The sequence below is a fragment of the Agromyces humatus genome (genome assembly GCF_021228295.1).
Lineage (GTDB): Bacteria > Actinomycetota > Actinomycetes > Actinomycetales > Microbacteriaceae > Agromyces > Agromyces humatus.
The window spans coordinates 492,572-511,263 of sequence record NZ_JAJQPD010000001.1; the positions used below are offsets into that span (position 1 = coordinate 492,572).

An 18,692-nucleotide genomic window follows, 5' to 3' on the forward strand; every position below is an offset into this window, starting at 1 on the left:
CCACCGTGCCGCACCCCCTCGTATACGATCGCAACCAGCTACCTCGACGACGAAGTGGAGCTCCCGTGCTCGATCCCTCCCGCATCTCGGCGATCGCCGACGAACTCGCGGCCGCCGACCGCGATCGCACCATCGTTCCGCTGCTCACGGCCCGCAATCCCGATATGACGGTCGAGGACGCCTATGCCGTGCAGAAGCGGTGGGCCGACGCCCGCCGCGAGTCCGGGGCACGGCTCGTGGGTCGCAAGATCGGGCTCACCTCGAAGGTCATGCAGGTCGCGACCGGAATCACCGAGCCCGACTACGGCGTGATCTTCGACGACATGGTGTTCGAGTCCGGGACATCCGTCGAGTTCGACCGCTTCTCGAACGTGCGCATCGAGGTCGAACTGGCGTTCGTGCTGTCGAAGCCGCTCGAGGGTCCGCACGTCACGCTCTTCGACGTGCTCGACGCGACGGCCTACGTCGTGCCGGCGCTCGAGATCCTGAACTCGCACATCGAACTGCAGGGTCGCACGATCGTCGACACGATCAGCGACAACGCGGCCATGGGCGGCATGGTCGTCGGCGGACGCCCCGTCAAGGTCGACGAGGTCGACCTGCGGTGGATCTCGGCGCTGCTCTACCGCAACCAGACCATCGAGGAGTCGGGCGTGGCCGCGGCAGTACTCGGCCACCCGGCGCTGGGCGTCGCGTGGCTCGCGAACAAGCTCTCCCAGCACGGGCAGTCGCTCGGCGAGGGCGAGATCATCCTGGCCGGGTCGTTCACCCGGCCGATGTGGGTCGAACGCGGCGACACCGTGCACGCCGACTTCGGAGCGTTGGGGGCGGTCACGTGCCGGTTCGAGTGAACCTTCCCGAGACGTTCGCCGCGCGCATCGCCGGCGGCTCCCGGCCGCAGGTCGGCATGTGGGTGTGCTCCGGCAGCCCCATCATCGCCGAGATCGCCGCGGGCAGCGGCGTCGACTGGGTGCTCCTCGATGCCGAGCACTCCCCCAACGGCCTCGAGTCGATCCTCGGCCAGCTCTACGCGATGTCGGGCTACCCCGTCGCGCCCGTCGTTCGACCGCCGATCGGCGACACGGTCGTGATCAAGCAGTACCTCGACCTCGGGGTGCAGAACCTGCTCGTGCCGATGGTCGACTCGGCCGAGCAGGCCACCGAGCTCGTGCGCGCGGTGCGCTACCCCGGCGGCGGCGTTCGCGGCGTCGGCGCGTCGCTCGCCCGGTCGTCCCGGTGGAACCGTGTCGCCGACTACCTGCAGAACGCGTCCGCGACGATCAGCCTCATCGTGCAGATCGAGTCGGCGACGGCGGTCGCCGCTGCCGCCGAGATCGCCGCGGTCGACGGAGTCGACGCGCTCTTCGTGGGGCCGGCCGACCTCGCCGCATCGATGGGCGTGCTCGGACAGCAGAGCCACCCCGACGTCGTGGCCGCCGTGCTCTCGTCGATCGAGGCCGGCCGCGCCGCGGGCAAGCCCGTCGGCGTCAACGCGTTCGTCGCCGAAGACGCCGAGCGCTACCTCGCCGCCGGGGCGTCGTTCGTCGCCGTCGGCGCCGATGTGGCCATCCTGGCGCGAGCCTCCGAGGCGCTCGCCGACCGCTTCATCGGGTCACGGTCCGGCGATGCGGAGGTCTCGGGCTCCGACGCTCCCGGCGGCCCCGACACTCCCCGCGGCCCCGACACTCCCCGAGCAAGCTACTGACATGTCCCCTAGGGCCACGCAGGACATTCCGGGATTCCCAGGACACCCGCACCCCTGGGTGTCCTGCGAATCAGCAGATGTCCTGTCCGCTGATCGGTGGGGCAGGGAAGTTCGTTCACCGGTCTGGCGTGAAGCCGACAGATCGTATATCATTTCAGATATTGAGAGACGAGGACGTCTATGACGAACGAGTTCACCGCGACGAGCGGCGGCGCCATCCCGACACCGGGAAAGATCATCGCCGTGCACCTCAATTACCCCTCGCGGGCTGCGCAACGTGGTCGCACCCCCGCCCAGCCCAGCTACTTCATCAAGCCCTCGTCATCGATCGCCCCGTCGGGCGGCACGCTCGAGCGCCCGGCGGGCACTGAGCTGCTCGCCTTCGAGGGCGAGATCGCGCTCATCATCGGCGAGCCGGCGCGGCACGTCACGCCCGAGCGCGGCTGGAGCCACGTGGCATCCGTCACCGCCGCCAACGATCTCGGCATCTACGACCTCCGTGCCGCCGACAAGGGCTCGAACGTGCGCTCGAAGGGCGGCGACGGGTTCACCCCGCTCGGCCCGATCGCGATCCCCACCGACGGCATCGGCGAAGACGCCTGGCGCGTGCGCACCTGGGTCAACGGCGAACTCGTGCAGGATGACTCGTCGGCGACGCTGCTCTTCCCCTTCGGCCGGCTCGTGGCCGACCTCTCGCAGCTCATGACGCTCGAGACCGGCGACGTCATCCTCACCGGCACCCCCGCGGGCTCGTCGGTCATCGTGCCGGGCGATGTCGTCGAGGTCGAGGTCGACGCGCCCGCAGCGCCCGGGGCACCGTCGACGGGCCGGCTCGTCACGACGATCACGCAGGGCACCGCCACGTTCGGCGACTTCGGCACGAAGCCCGCGGTCGACGACCTGCAGCGCATCGAGGCCTGGGGCAGCGAGGCCGAGCTCGCGGCGGCGGTCGCCGCCGGGCGCGCGACGGCGCCGAGCGCCGCGACCGCTGCGGCCTCGCCGGCTCCTCGACCGACGGACGTGCTCACCGACGAGGTGCGCGCGCTGATCGAGTCGACGGCGGTCGCGACCCTGAGCGTCGCGCTGCGCAAGCGCGGCTATCACGACATCTTCATCGAGGGCGTGCACGCCAACCACCCCGGCGACCGCATCCTGGGCACGGCCAAGACGCTGCGGTTCATCCCGTTCCGCCCCGACCTGTTCGCGGCGCACGGCGGCGGGTTCAACGCGCAGAAGGTCGCGTTCGACACCGTCGAGCCGGGCGAGGTGCTGGTCGTCGAGGCCCGTGGCGAGCGCGGCACCGGCACCGTGGGCGACGTGCTCGCACTGCGTGCGCAGGTGCGCGGCGCGGCCGGCATCGTCACCGACGGCGGCGTGCGCGACTTCGACGCGGTCGCCGGCTTCGAGATCCCCGTGTTCTCGCAGGGGCCGCACCCGAGCGTGCTCGGGCGCAGGCACGTGCCGTGGGAGGTCGACGTGACCATCGCCTGCGGCGGCGCGGCCGTGCAGCCGGGCGATGTCATCGTGGGCGACGGCGACGGGGTCATCGTGATCCCGTCGCACCTCGTGGCCGAGGTGGCCGCCGAGGCGGCCGAACAGGAGCGCCAGGACGCCTACGTCGCCGAGCAGGTCGCGGGCGGGGCATCCGTCGACGGGCTGTTCCCCATGAACGCGGCATGGCTGGCGCGTTACGAGGCGAGCCGCGTCGGTCTCGAGACGCGTCCGGCTTCGCCGGGCGCTCCTCGACCCGCAGGTGGGTCGCGATGAGCGCAGAGAGCAAGTCGCAGCAGGCGTACCGCTTCATCCGCGAGCGCATCGACGACGGCCGCTACGTGCCGGGCTACCGACTCGTGCTGGGCTCGATCGCACGTGAACTCGACGTGAGCGTCGTGCCCGTGCGCGAGGCGATCCGCCGGCTCGAGGCCGAGAATCTCGTCACGTTCGAGCGCAACGTCGGCGCACAGGTCGCCCTCATCCAAGAGACCGAGTACCTGCACACGATGCAGACACTCGCACTCGTCGAGGGTTCCGCCACCGCACTCTCCGCGCCGCTGCTCACGCCCGACCACCTGAGCCGGGCGCGCGCGATCAACGAGCGCATGCGTCGCACGCTCGACGACTTCGAGCCGCACCGGTTCACCGAGCTCAACCTCGAGTTCCACTCGGTGCTGTTCGAGGAGTGCCCGAACCCGCACATCCTCGACCTGGTGCATCGCGGCTGGAACCGCATGAAGCTGCTGCGCGACTCGTCGTTCAGCTTCGTGCCGGGCCGCGCGCTCGAGTCCGTCGGCGAGCACGACCGCATCCTCGACCTCATCGAGGCGGGCGCCGAGCCGCTCGACATCGAACTCGCCGCACGCCGCCACCGCACCGCCACGCTCGACGCCGTGCTCGCCTACCAGAGCGAGCACAAGTCGCCTGCGACGGATGTCCCGGACCCCGAGTCATCCGAAATCTCCGCCTGAATCCACACGCATCGATCGGAAAGCATCAGCCATGACGCATCACATCCCCGAGGGACTGCCCGACCGCATCCGCCACTACATCGACGGCGCGTTCGTCGACTCGGTCGGCGGCGAGACGTTCGACGTGCTCGACCCCGTGTCGAACGAGACGTACGTGCAGGCCGCGGCCGGCCAGAAGGCCGACATCGACCTCGCCGTCGCCGCCGCCACGCGCGCCTTCCGCGAGGGCCCGTGGCCGAAGATGCTGCCGCGCGAGCGCTCGCGGGTGCTGCACAAGATCGCCGACATCGTCGAGTCGCGCGACGCGCAGCTCGCCGAGCTCGAGTCGTTCGACTCGGGCCTGCCGATCACGCAGGCACTCGGACAGGCACGTCGCGCCGCCGAGAACTTCCGGTTCTTCGCCGACCTGATCGTCGCGCAGGCCGACGACACCTACAAGATGCCCGGCCGCCAGATCAACTACGTCAACCGCAAGCCGATCGGCGTCGCCGGGCTCATCACGCCCTGGAACACCCCGTTCATGCTCGAGTCGTGGAAGCTCGGGCCGGCACTCGCCACCGGCAACACGGTCGTGCTGAAGCCCGCCGAGTTCACGCCGCTGTCGGCGTCGCTGTGGGCGGGGATCTTCGAGGAGGCCGGGCTGCCGAAGGGCGTGTTCAACCTCGTGAACGGGCTCGGCGAAGAGGCGGGCGACGCGCTCGTGAAGCATCCCGACGTGCCGCTCATCTCGTTCACCGGCGAGAGTCGCACCGGGCAGGTCATCTTCGGCAACGCGGCGCCGTTCCTCAAGGGCCTCTCGATGGAGCTCGGCGGCAAGTCGCCGGCCGTGGTGTTCGCCGACGCCGACCTCGAGGCCGCGGTCGACGCGACGATCTTCGGGGTGTTCTCGCTCAACGGCGAGCGCTGCACGGCGGGGTCGCGCATCCTCGTCGAACGCCCGGTGTACGACGAGTTCGTGGAGCGCTACGCGGCGCAGGCGAAGCGCGTCATCGTGGGCGACCCGCACGATCCCGCGACCGAGGTCGGTGCCCTCGTGCACCCCGAGCACTACGACAAAGTGATGAGCTACGTCGAGATCGGCAAGACCGAGGGTCGCCTCGTCGCCGGCGGCGGCCGGCCCGAGGGCTTCCCCACCGGCAACTACGTCGCACCGACGGTGTTCGTCGATGTCGCCCCCGACGCCCGCATCTTCCAGGAGGAGATCTTCGGACCGGTCGTGGCGATCACCCCGTTCGACACCGACGAAGAGGCGCTCGAACTCGCCAACGGCGTACGGTACGGGCTCGCCGCCTACATCTGGACCAACGACCTCAAGCGTGCGCACAACTTCTCGCAGGCGGTCGAGGCCGGCATGGTCTGGCTCAACTCGAACAACGTGCGCGACCTGCGCACCCCGTTCGGCGGCGTCAAGGCCTCGGGGCTCGGCCACGAGGGCGGCTACCGGTCGATCGACTTCTACACCGACCAGCAGGCCGTGCACATCACCCTCGGGGCCGTGCACAACCCCACGTTCGGCAAGGCCGAGCACCACACCGAGACCGACCTCGACGACCCCGACCCGCGCTGACGGGTCATCCCATTCGACCCGCCAGACCAATCGCACCAGAGCAAGGACGCTGACATGACCGCCAAACAAGACAAGACCCTCACCTCCTCGGGGTTCTACGTGAGCCAGGAGGCGCCGATCCACACCGACAACCCCATCCCGACGCCGTCGGCGCCGGCGCCCGACATCCTGCGCTGCGCGTACATGGAGCTCGTCGTCACCGACCTCGAGCGCTCACGCAACTTCTACGTGGACGTGCTCGGCCTCACCGTGACCGAGGAGGACGAGAACACCGTCTACCTGCGCAGCATCGAGGAGTTCATCCACCACAACCTGGTGCTGCGCAAGGGCCCGGTCGCCGCGGTCGCCGCGTTCTCGTATCGCGTGCGCAGCCCCGAGGAGCTCGACAAGGCGGTTGCCTTCTACACCGAGCTCGGATGCCGCGTCGAGCGTCGCGCGGACGGCTTCACGAAGGGCATCGGCGAGTCGGTGCGCGTCGAGGATCCGCTCGGGTTCCCCTACGAGTTCTTCTACGACGTCGAGCACGTCGAGCGCCTCGCATGGCGCTACGACCTCTACACGCCGGGCGCGCTCGTGCGCCTCGACCACTTCAACCAGGTCACCCCCGATGTGCCGCGGGCTGTGGCGTTCATGCAGGACCTCGGGTTCCGGGTCACCGAGGACATCCAGGACGACGAGGGCACCGTGTACGCCGCGTGGATGCGCCGCAAGCCGACCGTGCACGACACGGCCATGACCGGCGGCGACGGCCCGCGCATGCACCACGTCGCGTTCTCGACGCACGAGAAGCACAACATCCTCGCGATCTGCGACAAGCTCGGCGCGCTGCGCATGTCGGACCGCATCGAGCGCGGCCCCGGCCGGCACGGCGTCTCGAACGCGTTCTACCTGTACCTGCGCGACCCCGACGGCCACCGCGTCGAGATCTACACGCAGGACTACTACACCGGCGACCCCGACAACCCCGTCGTCACCTGGGACGTGCACGACAACCAGCGCCGCGACTGGTGGGGCAACCCCGTCGTGCCCTCGTGGTACACGGAGGCCTCGCTCGTGCTCGACCTCGACGGCAACCCACAGCCGGTCGTCGCGCGCACCGACGCCAGCGAGATGGCCGTCACGATCGGCGCCGACGGCTTCTCGTACACCCGCCCCGGCGAGGGCGAGGAGTCGATGCCCGAGTGGAAGAAGGGCGAATACAAGCTCGGCCACCAGCTGTAAGTCCCTGACGACGACGCGCTTCGTCACCTCGCGCCCCGATCGACGGCCGGGACCATCCGGTGGCCGATGAGCGTGGTTCGACGCTCTCGCGCCTCCCCTTCGAAAGCCACGGTGACGGCGTGTCAGCCGCGGGGATCGTGAACGCTGCCGAGGAAGAGCACGGCTCCGGTTTCGCGGTCGCTGACGGTGAACGCGAAGGACCGGTCGACCCGGAATGGCGGCGGTCCTGCGGACTCCGCCATGGCCCCGCCCGTGACCGCCGCGGCCTCGGTGCCCGCCTCGTCGACCCGGATGTAGGTCTTCTGCACCACGGTGTCGAGGAACGGGTCGGCCGGCGACATCGGGGTGAAGTCCCCGCCGCTGAACGCAGACACCATCCCGAGCGATTGCAGAACCTCGTTGAGGTTCGCGTCCCACTCGAGCTCGAAGCGCGGCAGCGCGATCTCGGAGAAGGTGGCCGGCTGAAGGCCGTCGACCGCATTCGCCCAGACGTCGGCGTCGAGGTCGTCGAGAAGCTCGTCGAGGGCCACGTCCTCGTCGGGCAGCAGCACCTCCATGCCGAAGCGTTCGTCGTCGCCGTAGGGAAGCCGGAGCATCTGGAAGCCATCACCGAACGAGGTCTCCACCTCGGCGTCCCTGCGGTGCATGGTGGGGACATCCACCTCGTCGCCGCCGGCCAGGGCGAATGGCGTCTCCCGGGTGTCGTCCTCGTCGAATGCGGTGGTCCACGTGCCCATGAAGTACACCGTGTTCAGCAACACCAGCACCGCCTGCGGGTCGGGCAGGCCGAGATCCGCGGCGATCTCATCGATCAGCCCCTCGGTGCGCTCGCCGACCCAGTCGTCGATCGCGTCGGCGGCATCCTGCGAGCCGAGGTCGACCTCATCGACCGTCGCCCCGTACGTTTCCTGCACGAACGAGACGTAGTCGTCCTCGAACGGATAGCCTTCGGCCGCCCACAGCGAGTTCGCGATCGCCAACGTGACGTCATCGGTACCGACCAGATCGGCGAGCAGAGCCGCATACCGGGTGTCCCGCGGGCCGTCGAGGCCCAGCAGGTCGACCATCTCCTCGGCGTTGTCCCCGCCGGCACCGGCGGCCACCATCGCCAGCAGCACCGACGCCGACAGCGGCGACGTGACCGTGTTGTCGCCATCCTCTGCGACCGCGGCGTGCAGATCGAAGCCGAACGCGTTGACGCCGTCGGCCGCCGTGGCGGCATCCTCGGCCGACAGGCTGCCCGCGAGATCGGCGTCCACGGCGCCTCCCGCGCCGCCGCCCGGCTGGCCAACCACCCCGCCACAGCCGACCAGGACGAGCGCGAGAGCCACAACGAGCCCGGCCCGCCACGCGTGCGGGCGTCCAGATGCGCGGAACTCGGCCGCAGCCGGGGCAGCTCGGGTCATACCCAGATTGTGTCTGAAGGTCGGTGATGCTTGCAGTGCGGTGTTCGGCGCTGCGAGCGAGCAATGCGCACACGTCGTCGCGACCCCGGTCAAAGGGTTCCGCTGCGACGATCTCCTGCGCTATCCATATGGGATGGAGTTCTCCCTCGCGTTCACGCCCGACCTCATCGCCGTATTCCTCACGCTCTTCGTGCTCGAGGTCGTGCTCGGCGTCGACAACGTCATCTTCATTTCAATCCTCGCCTCGAAGCTTCCAGTCGAGCAGCAGGCGAAGGCGCGAAACCTCGGCCTGACCCTCGCGATGCTCATGCGGGTCGTCCTCGTGCTGTTCGCAGGCTGGATCATCACGCTCCAGACCGAAGTGTTCGAGATCTTCGGGATCGGGTTCTCGTGGCGCGACCTCATCCTCATCGCGGGTGGATTGTTCCTCGTGTACAAGGCCGTACATGAGATCCACCAGAAACTCGAGGGTGCCGAGGAACATGCGGCCGCGGGCGGCGCCCCGGCGACGTTCGGGTCGGTCATCGTGCAGATTCTCGTGCTCGACCTCGTGTTCTCGCTCGACTCCGTCATCACCGCCGTCGGCATGACGGAGAACCTCACCATCATCATCACGGTCGTGGTGCTCTCGTTCGGCATCATGCTCTTCACCGCGCGCTACATCTTCGCGTTCGTCAACCGGCACCCGACGGTCAAGATGCTCGCACTCGCGTTCCTCCTCCTGATCGGCGTGTTCCTGATCGCCGACGGGTTCGGGGTCAAGATCGACAAGGCGCTCATCTACGGACCGATGGCATTCGCGATCTTCGTCGAGGCGCTGAACCTCATCGCGGCCTCGCGGCGCGCGAAGCGGAAGGGCGCGGAACGCGAGCCCGTGCGGCTCCACACGGCCTACCCCGTGGAGCGGACAGCCGACGCTGTGCACGCCGCGACCGCGCGCGGTTCAGCGTCCGGGGCGGTCTCGCTCTCGAACCGCCCGGTCACGGGCTCGCTCACCACGACAGACGGGCACGAGGAGCCGCACGGGCTCGGTTGATCGGGCGGCGGACGAAGAACTGCCGGTCGGAACGCACGTGAAGGCTGCAGAACTCAGCGACCTTGAGCGGTGCGTCTGGATGAGCGCCGAAGTTGAAGTTCACGAGATCGTACATCAGTCGAACCCACCGGTCCCGGCGACCGGCGTCAGCCGCGGGCCGGTGGGACCGACTTGCGCATCACGGTCTTGCTCTTGCCGATGTGACGCTCGAACGTGAACCCCGCCTTCTCGAACATGGCCCTCGTGCCGTTGTGGAGAAACGAAGACGACGTCTTCTTGCCCGGGGCGAGCTCATTGGGGAACGAGACCACCTCGCCCCCGCCGGCCTGCGCGATCAGCTCGAGCGCGCCATCCAGCGCCTCGCGTGCTGCTCCCGACCGTCGGTGGTCGCGGTCGACGAAGAAGCACGTGATGCGCCACGGTGCCGGCTTGGTCTCGCCCGCGTCGTACTGCTTGCGGTGGTAGATGTTCGGCAGTTCGATCGGACTGCCGTACTCGCACCACGCGATCGCGTCGTCGCCGTCGAAGACGAGCGCGGCGTGCGCGACGCCCTCCGCGACGAGTCGTTGCTTGAACGTCGGCCGGTCGTGCTCGTCCTTGACGGTGTGCTCCGTGTCGTCGTGGAAATACGAGCAATAGCACCCGCCCCAGACCCCATTGTGCTTCTGCGCGAGCGCCAGCCACGCCGGGAAGGTCTCGGGAGTGAGCGGCTTGATCACGTGCGAAGCCGTCACGCCCACCTCACCTGCCCCACGTCTCGGCCCACGCGGCCCGCGCGGCCCGCCAATCCGAGACTCCCGATTGCTCGTGGAAGCTGGCTGGCGTGTGTATCCGCTCGGAACGTCCTCATCGGCCATGGCAGACTCCTCGCGTCGGTGCTGCCAGTCTGCCGACTGGCTCCGACGTTCGACAAGGTCGGCACGGCCACCTGCGGGCGTACGGCGCAGCGGCTCCCCGATCGCCGTTCGCCGTGAACGTGCTCTCGCACGCACAGCATGCGACCGCGCTCCACTTCGCAGGCAAGCCCCAAGACGGGTCACGCCGTCCCGGCCTGACTCGCCCGCGGTGCACCGGCGCGGCTCGCGCGTCGCGAGTGCGGCCCGGTCCAGGTCGCCCTGCCTCGCACGCCCGCGGGGATATACAGTTCTGTGCATGTCGGCCTACGGAAAGTCCGTCCTTCTCGACGGTTCAGTGCGCGTGCTCGAACTCGAGTGCTTCCGCGACCATCGGGGTTCGCTCACCCCGCTCACCCTCGACGACGCCGGCTTCAGCGTCGCCCGAACCTTCGTAGTGAACGCGCCCCGGGGCGCAGTACGCGGCGGCCATGCCCACCGGCATGTGCGCCAGGTGCTGTTCCGTGCGAGCGGAGCGATCGATGTCGATTTCAGCCACCGCGGCGAGCGCGCTCGCGTCACCCTCGACGAGGACTGCCCCGCGGTGCTGATCGAGCCGGGCGTGTGGGCGCAGCAGACCTACCTCGACGACCGGGGGACGCTGATCGTCTTCGCCGACGGCCCGTACGAGTCCACCGAGTACATCCGAGGCGACCCCGACCAGTCCGGGGCCACCTCGTGAGCCGCCGGCGCGCGGCAGTGCTCGGCGCCGGCATCATGGGCAGCGCGCTCGCGATCAACCTCGCTCGCCGCGGGCTCGAGGTGACGCTCTTCGACCGTGAAGCCGCGCCGATGGCCGCGACCAGTCGCTGGAACGAGGGCAAGATCCACCTCGGATACCTCTACGGCGCGGATCCGACGACCGCGACTGCCGAGCACATCCTGCCCGGAAGCCTGCGGTTCGGCGATCTCGCCCGCGAACTCGTCGGCGACCTCGACGGCCACATCACCGCCGACGACGACCTCTACCTGCTGCACCGCGACTCGGTCGTCGGCGCCGACACGATGCGCGCGAAGTTCGAGGCGATCAGCGGACTCATCCGGCGTCATCCCGATGCCGGGCGCTACCTGGTCGATGTCTCAGACCCGCTGGTCACCGAACTCACTCCTGCCGAGCTCAGCGAGGTCGCCGGGGCGGGGATCGTCGCCGGGTTCCGCGTACCCGAGCGCTCGGTCGACACCCGGTGGTTCGCGGACCGGCTCGCGGGAGCAGTGGCCGCGGAGTCGGGCGTCACACTCCGGCTCGGCACCACGGTCGCCGCAGCCGAACCGGTCGATTCCGCCGACGGACGGTGGCGCGTGCGCACCGGCGACGACGACGAGCACTTCGACCTCATCGTGAACGCGCTCTGGAACGGCCGGCTCCCGGTCGACACGACGGCCGGCCTGACCCCCCAGGGGCCGTGGAACCACCGCTACCGGCTCTGCGTGTTCATCCGCACCCGCTCCGAGCACGACGTGCCGAGCGCGATCGTCGCCGTCGGGCCCTTCGGCGACGTCAAGAACTACAACGGCAGGGACTTCTACCTCTCGTGGTATCCCGTCGGACTCGTCGCCGAGGGCGCCGAACTGGAGCTGAACGCTCCCGCCCTTCCGACCGGGCCCGACGCCGAGGCGTTCGTGGGCGACGTGCGCGCCGCGCTCGAGCGGGTGATTCCCGGTGTCAGCAGGGTGTTCGACGACGCCGACGACACGATCGTGCACGGGGGCTTCGTGTTCGCGCAGTCGCGGGGCGGCGCCCTCGACGATCCGCGCTCGGGGCTGCATCGCCGCGACCGCTATGGTGTCGAGCGGCGGGGCGCCTACTATTCGGTCGACACCGGCAAGTACTCCACGGCACCATGGAGCGCCAGCCGGCTCGCCGCCGAGATCGCCGGCTGAGATGCCGCAGGAGGGAACGCCGATGCCGGCGCAGCAGTGGACCCCGCTGGTCACCGCGCTCGTGCCCACTTACAACGGTGCGGGCTTCATCATGAGAACGCTCGAGAGTCTCGCCGCGCAGACCTGGCCTCGACTCGAGATCCTCGTCGGCGACGACTGCTCGACCGATGACACCCTTGCGGTGGTGCGCGAGTTCGCGGCGGGGCATCCGAACACCCGGATCCTGGTACGCGACGCCAACCTCGGGTGGCTGCGCAACTCCAACGACTTGATGGCTCGCGCCGAGGGCGAGCTGATGTTCTTCGCGTTCCACGACGATGTCGTCGCGCCGACCTACGTCGAGAAACTGGTCGGTGCGTTGCGCACGAACAATCGGGCGGTGCTCGCGTTCAGCGACATGACGGTATACGAGATCGACGGCCGGGTCACCCGGCACGAGTTCGACGAGCTCGACGGTGTCGAGTCGGCCGTCGAACGCGGTCTCGTCATGGTGCACCGGCCGGGCGACTGGTGGGTGCCGAATCGCGGGCTGTTCCGTGCCTCGGCGTTCGCCGAGGTCGGCGGTATCCACCCGAACGAGCAGGGTGAGTACTCCGCCGACTGGACGTGGCTGCTCGGGCTCGCGCTCATCGGCGAGTTCGTGCGCGTGCCCGAGATGCTGTGCGAGAAGTACTACAAGGCCGGAAGCGTGTCGAAGAAGTGGCCCCACGACGGAACCCAGCTGCTGGCACTGCGCCGGTCGGGCATCGCCGAGATCAAGCGGAGCGCCCTCTCGCCACTGCAGCAGGCACGGCTCACCGGCCACCTCTGGCGCCGTGTCTATGGTCGCCGCCTGCCGGGCGGGGTGAAGCGCACCTTCCGCCGACTCGGTCTCTGACCGCCCCGCGCGCCGCGGTCTCTGACCGCCCCGCGCGCCGCCCCACCAGCCGGCCAGTCCTCCCGGGGCCGTGTCTGCCCGTTCAGGGGATTCTTGCGACACTCCGTGAGGGCGCCTCCAAAACCATGGCGTGTCGCAAGAATCCCCTGAACGAGCAGACGTCACGAGTGCGAAGGGGCGAGCGGATGCCGCGGGGCGGGCCTGCGGCGTCACTCGGGGTGGAAAAGGTGCAATCCCCGCCGCATGACGAATTGCACCGTGCTGAGTACACTCTCCCAGTCGCCGAGGATCTGCTTGTGGCTGAAGTTGAGCACGATGTACCCGCAGGCGCGCAGAAGTGCCATGCGTTCGCGGTCGCTCTCGAACGCATCGCTCGTGCCGTGGGCGCTGTAGCCTTCGCACTCGAAGACGAGCCGGTCGCCGATCAGCAGGTCCGCGAAGTAGTCGCCCGGGAGGCCCACTTGTGGCCTCGCCACGATACCCGCCTCGCGAAGTCGCTCACGCGCCACGGTCTCGCCGACCGCTTGGCTGAGCGTGGTCGACCGCCTCGCCAACTCGCGTCCACGCTCGCTGAGCCCGTTCAACAGTTGCTCGAACTCAGCCACGCTGAGCTTCGGGGCGGCGCCGATCCACGGCACATCCTCGCGTGCCGAGTCGATCATGCACAGGGCATCCAGCGGCGGCAGGCAGTCGATCGCCTGAGTGAGTACCTCGACGATGCTGGGAAGCGCACCCTCGGGAGCACCGGTGCCGGCCCAGTGGAACTCGAAATGCTTGCGTGACGTCGTGGGCAGGATGCGCCCCTTGCCGTCCCGCGCCCTGCGGAACCTGGAGCCGTGCTCGCCAACCTCGATGTGCAGCACATGCGAGGGGTTCAGCACGCGCAGACCGAGGATCTCGGCAGCACTCGCGCAGGCGATGCGGCCACCGACCCGGATGGCGCGCTTCGCATTCGCGGCAAGATCCGGCGCCATGAAGTGCCCGACCCTGGCGCGTTCGATACTGCCCGCCGCCACCGCTGACGCGATGCTGCGGGGATAGTGCCCGACCTCTCGCAGGTCACGCGTTCGGCAGGTGCCGCCATGCCTGCGGACGACATCGATTGCTGCTTCCATGCGACCAAGGTCGCCTCGGCGCCACATGCACTGGCGCGACATCCGTCACTCTGTGCGTAATGCGAGCGGCTCGCCCTCTGTTGAGGACATCTCCCCGTGTCTGCTGTCTGCCCGTTCAGGGGATTCTCTGCGACGCGCCGCACGAGCGCCTCGGGACTTCGGCGTGTCGCAAGAATCCCCTGAACGAGCAACACAAACCCCACGCACCCATCGCCCTGCGCTTGCGCGGCGCGCGCGTCAGGCCAGGAACTCGATCGCCGCGGTCTTGAAGGCGCGGGCGGTCAGCGTCGAGACGTGGTCGCGTCCGGGGATCGTCACGAGGTCGGCCTCCCAGTCGAGCGCCAGCTGCTGAACGCCCGCCGGCACCGGGTCGTTCTCGCCGGCGACGAAGAGGGTCGGGATGTCGCCTGGGATCGCCAGCGGCGACCCCGCGACCCCCTCGATGACCGCGAGCAGCACCTCGCGGTCGGCGCCTGCGTCGAGAGCGGGACGCAGCACCTGTTCGATGAGCGGATGTCCCTCCCACTCGTCGCGCTCCAACACGGCGTGCACGTCGTCGAGGTCCCAGCTGGCGAACAGCTCGTTCGGCCCGGCTCCGCCGATGACGACCCGCCGGATGCGTTCGGGGGCGAGCGTCGCGAGTGCCGAGACGACCCGGTTGCCCATGGAGTAGCCGATGACATCGACCTGCGCGACCCCGGCGGAGTCGAGCACGGCCTGCAGGTCGGCGCCCAGCAGCTCGGGCGCATAGGAGTCGCCGTCGACGGGCTTGTCGCTGTCGCCGTGCCCGCGCAGGTCGACCGTGATCACCGCGCGACCCGCATCGGCGAGTGCCTGCACCCAGCCGGTGCCCTCCCACGTGACGCTCGCATTGGACGCGAACCCGTGCACGAGCAGCACTGGCGGCAGCGAGGCATCCGCTGATGGCTCGCCGCGCAGCCGGTAGCCGATGAGCACGCCATCGGCGCTCTCGGCGTAGAGCGTGGGAACCGGAGTGGCGCCCGCGGCCCTCACGCGCCGGCCTCGGCGTCACCGGTCTCGGCGTCACCGGCCGCACCGGCCGCGCCGGTCGCGTCGGCGCCGGCACCTGCCGCCGCACCGCCCAGCACGCTCGACTCGGTGATCGCGGCGCCCGCGTGCCCGAGCTCGGCGAGCGCCGCCTCTGACGAGGTGGGCGCGACACCCGCGACGAGGTCGGTGAACACGCGTACGTGCTGGCCGTGCTCGAGGGCGTCGAGCACGCTCGCCCGCACGCAGTAGTCGGTCGCGATGCCGACGACGTCGATGTCGGTGATGCCGTGGCGCGTGAGCACCGCGCTCACCGTCTCGCCCGCGTCGTCGGTGCCCTCGAAGATCGAGTACGCGGGCACGCCCTGACCCTTGCGGATGTGCACGTCGACCTCGTCGATCGACAGCGCCGGGTGGTACTCGGCACCGGGCGTCCCGGCGACGCAGTGCGGCGGCCAGGTGTCGACGAAGTCGGGCTCGGAGTCGAGCGCGAAGTGCCCGCCGTTGTCGTGATCGCCGGCGTGCCAGTCGCGCGACGCGAACACGAGCTCGTACTCGCCGCGGCGCGTCGCGAGCAGTTCGCTGACGCCGGCGGCGATCGCCGCTCCCCCGTCGACGCCGAGCGCACCGCCCTCGGTGAAGTCGTTCTGCACGTCGATGATGAACAGGGCCCGGGTCATGGTCGGCTCCTTCCGTCCTGTAGTCCATTCTCGTCATTCTCGAGGCAGATGGTGCGGATGACCCCACGCAGCGCGTCGACGAGCGTTCCGAGCGACTCGACCGACACCCATTCCTCGTCGGCGTGGGCCCCGCCGCCGATCGGCCCCACGAGCACGACGTCGATCCCCGCCTCGGCGATGAGTCCGGCGTCGGTCCACCACGGATCGCCGCGACGCACGGGCGGCGCACCGGTGGCCCGTTCGACGGCCGCGAGCACCGCCCGGGCGATCGGCGACCCGGCATCGGCCTCCATCGCCGGGCGGGCGACGAGCGGAACGACGCGTGCCGGCCGAGACGGCGCGAGCACGAGCTCCAACTCGGCACCGGGATCCGGCTCCCCCGGCAGCGTGCGGCGCTCGACCACCAGCACGCACCCGTCGGCGACGGTCGCAGCATCGGTGCCGCCCTCGATGGTCGCGACGCGCACGCTGCCGGTGCCGAGCAGCGGATGCCGCGACGCGGCGTCGAGGCGCGCGCCGAGGTTGCGCAGCGCGACGAGCCCGTCGAGCGCCCGGTCGATGGCGTCGACCCCGAGCTCGGGCTGCGATCCGTGTGCGGCGACACCCTCGTACTCGATGCGATACCACGCGAACCCGCGGTGGGCGAGGGTCACCTCGAGGTCGGTCGGCTCGAGCACGACGGCGGCATCCGGACGCGGCCGCGGGTCGGCGGATGCCTCGGCCTCGGCATCGATCGCAGCGAGCAGCTCGACCATGCCGAGCGAGCCGAACTCCTCATCGGCGGCGAACGCGAGCACCAGGTCGCCGGCGAGGTCGGCCGGAGCCCCGGCTGCGGCGACCATGGCTGCGGCGAGACCGCCCGCCATGTCGTACGCACCTCGGCCGACGACGCGATCTCCGGCGCGCGGGTCGGCCGCGTCGGACGGCCCCGGCCCCGCGGCATCCGATCTCGAATCGCCCGCGTCGTGTCCGCCGAGCCCCGCACCGCCGAGCCCCGCGCCGCCGAGCCCCGCACCGCCGACCGTGTCGAGATGCCCAGCGAGCAGCAGCGTGCGCCCTCCGCCGGTGCCGCGCCGGCGCGCGAGCACGCTCGGTCGGGCCGGGTCGGCCCCGATGAGGCGTGCGTCGAAGCCGCGATCGCCGAGCCACGCGACGATGGCCTCGGCGACTTCGCGTTCGCCCGCCGCGCCCGGCACGAGCGAGGGATTCGTCGCATCGATCGCGACGAGTCGGCGCGTCAGCGTCGCGACCTCGGCCTGCGACATCCGATCGCCTGACTGCACTGCCGCCGGGCCGCTGCTCACTGGTTCGAGAGGTTGTCACCGCAGCGGTAGAACGCGGTGGTGAGCGTGTCGATCGCGGTCTTGGCCTCGTCGGTGACGTCGCCGAGCGCGTAGACGGCGAAGGTGAGATCGGTGTCGTCCGCGGCTCGGATGACGCCGCTCAGCGTGTACCCGGTGTCGATCCATCCGGTCTTCGCGATGACCCGGCCGTCGGCCACCGAGTTGTCTCCCCAGAACCGGTCGTCGTAGGCGAGCGAGCCCCGCTCGCCCGACACGGGCAGGGAGTCGAGGATGTATCCGAGGCTCGCCTCGCGGGCGTTCACCTTCGCGAACAGGCGGGTGAGGTACGACGGCGGCACCGCGTTGTCGGGCGAGAGCCCCGAGCCGTCGACGATCGTGATGCCGGCCGTGTCGACGCCGTACCCGTCGAGCCCCTCGAGGATTCCGGCGTTCAGCGAGGCGAACGTGTTGCCGGCACCCGTCTCGATGGCGACGAGCCGCGCGAGCATCTCGGCGACCGTGTTGTCGGAGACGACGAGTGCCTTGTCGATGAGCTCGGCGACCGTCGGCGACGACACGGCACCGAGTTGCGCGGCACCGGCGGGTGCGGTGCCTCGCTCGATGGTGCCGACCCCGCCGAGTTCGTCGGCGAACGCCTGACCGGCTCGGCCGATGGGGTCGTCGCTGCGCCACGACGTGTTCGTGTAGGGGTCGTCGCGGTCGCCGTCGACCATGAGCGCGGTGATGTTCGACATGTAGCCGAGCTCGCGCTCGGAGAGCGCCCAGCTCGAGTGCCACTCCTCGCCGCCGAAGTAGCTCGCGTCGAGGATCAGCTTCGTGATGGGCGGGTTCGCGGGGTCGGCGGCCCACGCCTCGCGCACCTGGCGGGCGAGTTCGTCGAGGTGCGCGGCGCCGGGGTAGGCGGTCTCGTCGCCGCTCGGCGTGCGCGACAGGGTGACGTCGCCGCCGCCGACGAGCACGACCGAGCCGGGCTCGGCGCCCTTCACGACGGTCGTCGTGGCGCGGTAGCTCGAGCCGAGCACCGAGAGTGCCGCGGCTGAGGTGAGCACCTTCATGACGCTCGCGGTACGCGATGCGGTTGTGCCGCCGCGGTCGTACAGCACCTCGCCCGTCGACGCCTTCATGACCTGTGCCTGCAGGTTCGCCAGGCGCGGATCGGCTGCGGCCTCGGCGACCGAACAGGTGCGCACGCGGCTCGCCGCGACGGCCTCGGCGGGCACCGCGCGTGCCGGCTCGGGCATGGACGTCGGGGTCGCGCTCGGCACGACGGAGGTGTTCGCGTCGGCGTTCGTCGCGGCTCCGGCGAACACCGCACCCGTACCGGCGAGCGCGAGCACGAGCGCCCCGGCGGTGATCGTTGCGGCCAGCCGATGCCGACGTACGTAGGCGACGACGGATGCCCCGGGGCCGCTCGATCCCGCAGTCGCAGCGCCGGCATCGCGGCCCGCTTCGCTCGGCCGCGCGGGGTCGCCGGGCGCGCGGGTCGCGCCCGTGGCATCCTGCTCGTCGTCCACCCGGGCATTGTACGCGGCGC

At 70.1% G+C, this 18,692-nt stretch carries 17 protein-coding genes; 10 read left to right on the forward strand and 7 right to left on the reverse strand.

Annotation, left to right across the window (positions count from 1 at the left end):
- Positions 1–65 precede the first annotated feature (65 nt).
- The 6 genes from hpaH (at position 66) to hpaD (ending at position 6,958) form a co-directional block, all read left to right on the forward strand.
- Positions 66–851, forward strand: coding sequence for a 2-oxo-hept-4-ene-1,7-dioate hydratase (hpaH, locus tag LSF15_RS02245; protein ID WP_232496888.1), 786 nt, complete (start codon positions 66–68; stop codon positions 849–851).
- The gene (locus LSF15_RS02250) at positions 836–1,705 is read left to right on the forward strand and encodes an aldolase/citrate lyase family protein (RefSeq protein ID WP_308188405.1); all 870 of its coding nucleotides are present in this window, start codon (positions 836–838) and stop codon (positions 1,703–1,705) included. The genes hpaH and LSF15_RS02250 overlap by 16 nt, the downstream gene beginning before the upstream one ends.
- A gap of 180 nt (positions 1,706–1,885) precedes the next feature.
- The gene (locus tag LSF15_RS02255) at positions 1,886–3,472 is read left to right on the forward strand and encodes a fumarylacetoacetate hydrolase family protein (RefSeq protein ID WP_232496889.1); all 1,587 of its coding nucleotides are present in this window, start codon (positions 1,886–1,888) and stop codon (positions 3,470–3,472) included.
- Positions 3,469–4,170 (forward strand): GntR family transcriptional regulator, encoded by a 702-nt coding sequence (locus tag LSF15_RS02260; RefSeq protein ID WP_232496890.1) that lies wholly within the window; start codon positions 3,469–3,471, stop codon positions 4,168–4,170. The genes LSF15_RS02255 and LSF15_RS02260 overlap by 4 nt, the downstream gene beginning before the upstream one ends.
- Positions 4,171–4,201: 31 nt before the next feature.
- Positions 4,202–5,737, forward strand: coding sequence for a 5-carboxymethyl-2-hydroxymuconate semialdehyde dehydrogenase (hpaE, locus tag LSF15_RS02265; RefSeq protein WP_232496891.1), 1,536 nt, complete (start codon positions 4,202–4,204; stop codon positions 5,735–5,737).
- A gap of 54 nt (positions 5,738–5,791) precedes the next feature.
- Positions 5,792–6,958, forward strand: coding sequence for a 3,4-dihydroxyphenylacetate 2,3-dioxygenase (gene hpaD, locus LSF15_RS02270; protein ID WP_232496892.1), 1,167 nt, complete (start codon positions 5,792–5,794; stop codon positions 6,956–6,958).
- Between the two features lie 122 nt (positions 6,959–7,080).
- Here hpaD and LSF15_RS02275 read toward each other — a convergent pair whose 3' ends face one another.
- Positions 7,081–8,364: a serpin family protein gene (locus LSF15_RS02275; RefSeq protein ID WP_232496893.1), complete on the reverse strand. Its 1,284-nt coding sequence runs from the start codon at positions 8,362–8,364 to the stop codon at positions 7,081–7,083.
- A 133-nt stretch (positions 8,365–8,497) separates the two neighbouring features.
- Between LSF15_RS02275 and LSF15_RS02280 the strand changes: the two genes are divergently transcribed.
- Entirely contained in the window at positions 8,498–9,400 is a 903-nt protein-coding gene (locus LSF15_RS02280) for a TerC family protein (RefSeq protein WP_232496894.1), read from the forward strand.
- A 146-nt stretch (positions 9,401–9,546) separates the two neighbouring features.
- Here LSF15_RS02280 and LSF15_RS02285 read toward each other — a convergent pair whose 3' ends face one another.
- Positions 9,547–10,140, reverse strand: coding sequence for an N-acetyltransferase (locus tag LSF15_RS02285; protein WP_232496895.1), 594 nt, complete (start codon positions 10,138–10,140; stop codon positions 9,547–9,549).
- Positions 10,141–10,552: 412 nt separating this feature from the next.
- Here LSF15_RS02285 and LSF15_RS02290 point away from each other — a divergent pair, with 412 nt between their 5' ends.
- From LSF15_RS02290 to LSF15_RS02300, 3 genes are read left to right on the forward strand one after another with little or no spacing between them, the layout of a single operon-like run.
- Positions 10,553–10,975 (forward strand): sugar 3,4-ketoisomerase, encoded by a 423-nt coding sequence (locus LSF15_RS02290; RefSeq protein WP_232496896.1) that lies wholly within the window; start codon positions 10,553–10,555, stop codon positions 10,973–10,975.
- Positions 10,972–12,174, forward strand: coding sequence for an NAD(P)/FAD-dependent oxidoreductase (locus tag LSF15_RS02295; protein ID WP_232496897.1), 1,203 nt, complete (start codon positions 10,972–10,974; stop codon positions 12,172–12,174). The genes LSF15_RS02290 and LSF15_RS02295 overlap by 4 nt, the downstream gene beginning before the upstream one ends.
- Positions 12,175–12,196: 22 nt before the next feature.
- Positions 12,197–13,051 carry a glycosyltransferase family 2 protein gene (locus LSF15_RS02300; RefSeq protein WP_232496898.1) on the forward strand — a complete coding sequence of 285 codons (855 nt, stop codon included), beginning with the start codon at positions 12,197–12,199 and terminating at the stop codon, positions 13,049–13,051.
- Positions 13,052–13,260: 209 nt separating this feature from the next.
- Here the strand turns inward: LSF15_RS02300 and LSF15_RS02305 are convergent, their stop codons facing one another.
- From LSF15_RS02305 to LSF15_RS02325, 5 genes are all read right to left on the reverse strand, one after another.
- Positions 13,261–14,025 (reverse strand): endonuclease domain-containing protein, encoded by a 765-nt coding sequence (locus LSF15_RS02305; RefSeq protein WP_232496899.1) that lies wholly within the window; start codon positions 14,023–14,025, stop codon positions 13,261–13,263.
- A 378-nt stretch (positions 14,026–14,403) separates the two neighbouring features.
- Complete coding sequence (locus LSF15_RS02310; RefSeq protein ID WP_232496900.1) at positions 14,404–15,180, reverse strand: alpha/beta fold hydrolase; 777 nt, start codon at positions 15,178–15,180, stop codon at positions 14,404–14,406.
- Positions 15,177–15,854 carry an isochorismatase family protein gene (locus LSF15_RS02315; protein WP_232496901.1) on the reverse strand — a complete coding sequence of 226 codons (678 nt, stop codon included), beginning with the start codon at positions 15,852–15,854 and terminating at the stop codon, positions 15,177–15,179. The genes LSF15_RS02310 and LSF15_RS02315 overlap by 4 nt, the downstream gene beginning before the upstream one ends.
- On the reverse strand, positions 15,851–17,119 hold the full coding sequence (locus LSF15_RS02320; RefSeq protein ID WP_232496902.1) for a M20/M25/M40 family metallo-hydrolase: 1,269 nt from the start codon (positions 17,117–17,119) through the stop codon (positions 15,851–15,853). Before LSF15_RS02320 ends, LSF15_RS02315 begins: the two co-directional genes overlap by 4 nt.
- Positions 17,120–17,154: 35 nt before the next feature.
- On the reverse strand, positions 17,155–18,672 hold the full coding sequence (locus LSF15_RS02325) for a D-alanyl-D-alanine carboxypeptidase/D-alanyl-D-alanine-endopeptidase (protein ID WP_232496903.1): 1,518 nt from the start codon (positions 18,670–18,672) through the stop codon (positions 17,155–17,157).
- Positions 18,673–18,692: the final 20 nt, after the last annotated feature.